At 40.9% G+C, this 2,789-nt stretch carries 2 protein-coding genes; one reads left to right on the top strand and one right to left on the bottom strand.

What is annotated here, in order from left to right:
- The first annotated feature begins 79 nt into the window (after positions 1–79).
- Positions 80–2,218 (top strand): TonB-dependent hemoglobin/transferrin/lactoferrin family receptor, encoded by a 2,139-nt coding sequence (locus CAG69_RS19270; RefSeq protein ID WP_161445726.1) that lies wholly within the window; start codon positions 80–82, stop codon positions 2,216–2,218.
- Positions 2,219–2,551: 333 nt separating this feature from the next.
- Here CAG69_RS19270 and CAG69_RS19275 read toward each other — a convergent pair.
- A partial coding sequence (locus CAG69_RS19275; protein ID WP_202600825.1) for a GDP-mannose 4,6-dehydratase occupies positions 2,552–2,789 on the bottom strand: 238 nt, incomplete at its 5' end.

Below are 2,789 nucleotides of genomic sequence, written 5' to 3' on the forward strand. Positions count from 1 at the left end.
GGTAATGATAGTAATTACCATTTAGATCCATTAATATCCGCGTGTTGTTACCTATTATGGATCTAAGGTATTGAAGCCAATGTATAAAAAATCAATTTTGTCAGCCTCCATTTTAGTTGCCCTTTCCCATACTGCTTATGCGGAAGAAGCTTCTAAGTTTGAAGAAGTCGTTGTGTCGGCCACCCGTACCAACCAAACCATAAACACTGTTGCTGCTTCTGTTGCTGTTGTATCAGAGAAAGACATCGAAGAAAACATGGTAAAGGACTTGAATGACCTATTCGAGTATACGCCAGGAGTTACTGTTAATGGCACTCAACGCCAAGGCGTTCAAAGTATTAACATTCGCGGGATGGAAGGTAAACGAGTTAAAATCTTAGTAGACGGTGCATCTCAACCAGGTGTATTCAGCGGTGGACCATATTCGTTTATCAATTCTAGTGCCGTTACTGTCGACCCCGATATGCTAAAGAGTGTCGAAATTGTTAAAGGTGCAGCTTCTAGCCTACATGGTAGTGATGCAATTGGCGGTGTTGTCGCATTCGAAACAAAAGATCCGAAGGATTTCCTCAAAGATGGTAAAGACTTTGGCGGTCAAGCTAAACTCTCTTATTCATCGGAAGATAACTCTTTTAGTGAGCATGTAGCTTTAGCAAAGCGTTTCGGTAATACAGAAGCACTTGTAGCCTTTACGCGCCGTGATGGTGCAGAGCTACAAAATTTCTCTAAGGCGCCTTACGATAACTATTCTGTGGACAACCAAGATTATTACAAAAACGATCTATTGGTAAAACTGCAATCTCAATTGAATGACGCTCATCGCTTGGAGTTCTTGGGAGAAGTTATTTACAACGAGACTGACTCAGAGATCGCACATAAAAGTTACAAAAACTTCAACGCTGAAGACACAACCAAGCAAAATCGCATTGGACTCAAGCACATTTGGTTTGCAGATGCAGCTATCTCGGATACGATCACGTCCAAGCTTACATGGATTGGTAAAGAAGAAAACGGCGTGTCTAATCGCTTTATCGAAGCCAGCCCAGGTTACCCACCTTACGTACCGCCTAGTGGTGACAACCAACAGAAAAAAGATTACGAATATACTGAAGACAAATTTGAATTCGAAACTCAGTTAGATAAAGAGATTCAAAATCACTATATTGTTTACGGAATATCGTACAAACATAGTGACATCAGTAATACCAATCGCGAGTTTAATTCCGATCCTGGCACGCCAGATACTGTTTACGTTTACACACCGGATGCAAAAGAAGAAAGCTTTGGTTTATTCTTGCAAGATGAAATTTCGCTTCTTAATGACAAGCTAATTCTGACTCCAGGTGTGCGTTACGATTACTTCTCTACTAATCCTTCAAATACTTCTGAAGAGTCATTCGAGAAGTTTAGCGACTCTGCATTAACTGGTCGTTTAGGAGCAACTTACTCTGTATCGCAACCTGGCACGATCTTCGCGCAAGTGAGCCAAGGGTTCCGAGCGCCATCGTTCGACGAGCTTTACTATACCTACGATAATCCGGCTCATGGCTATACCAACCGCCCTAACCCAAATTTGGGATCTGAAAAGAGTTTGTCTTATGAGCTTGGTTACCGTCATAACACTGCAGCGTCTGCAACTGAAGTAGCGTTCTACTACAGTGATTACAGTGACTTTATTGAGCAAACCTCATCAAACAATGGTGGTTTAACTGAATTCACAAATATCAATATTAGTGAAGCAAACATTAAAGGGGTTGAGCTCTCTAACCGTCTTGATTGGCATGCCATTGCTGGTCTTCCATCAGGCGTGACAACTCGCTTTGTTGCAGCATACACAGAAGGTGAAGATGGTGATGGTAATCCTTTGAACAGTGTAAACCCATGGAATGCCGTAGCTGCTGTAAATTACGATTCACCAAATGCACTTTGGGGGACAAGCCTAAAAATAAACTACACGGCTAAGAAATCGAACAGTGATATCAACTCTGATGGTGATAAAGGCGGAATCAAAGACCAAGTTGCTTTGCCGTCTGCGACAGTCGTTGACTTAACGGCGTACTACAAACCAATGAAAGATATAACCATTCGTGCTGGTGTTATGAATCTAACGAATGAAGAATACCATCTTTGGAACGATGTTCGCGGTAAGACTGAGTTAAGTCGAGACAAAACGCAAGCTGAGCGTAATTACAACATTAGTGTTAAATACGAGTTCTAAACCTTAAAAACACAAAAGCCAGCGTAATGCTGGCTTTTTTATGGCTTTCATTTCAAAAATGTAAAGAAAAGTATGAAAAATGAAAGTTTACTGTTTTGCCATCTCTTTTTTCACCATTACTGCTGCTGCAATGATAAAAGTGATGATCAGACCGAGTTCCATGAACTACCCCAATAGCTATGAGAAAATTTATAACCCAAATTAAGAGTCGGACATAGTTTAACAGCTCTATATAGACTTGCTACCTTTTAACCAGTAATTTACGATTTTTTCCGATTTGGATCAAAAAAGACGCAATTATGCGTCTTTTTGTTATTATTATGTAAATCAAAATTAGACGTCTGGGTAACCTTGAGGGTTGTTAGATTGCCAACGCCATGTATCACCAGTCATTTCTTCTAGAGTACGAGACGCTTTCCAACCTAACTCATTCATTGCTTTTGATGGATCAGCCCAACACTCCGCAATATCGCCTGGACGACGTTCGACAAGTTGGTATGGAACATCTTTACCACTTGCGGTTTCAAATGCTTTCACCATTTCAAGCACACTGTAGCCATTGCCAGTGCCA

Source organism: Vibrio sp. V43_P6S15P86 (genome assembly GCF_009904725.1).
Taxonomy (GTDB): Bacteria; Pseudomonadota; Gammaproteobacteria; order Enterobacterales; family Vibrionaceae; genus Vibrio; species Vibrio diabolicus.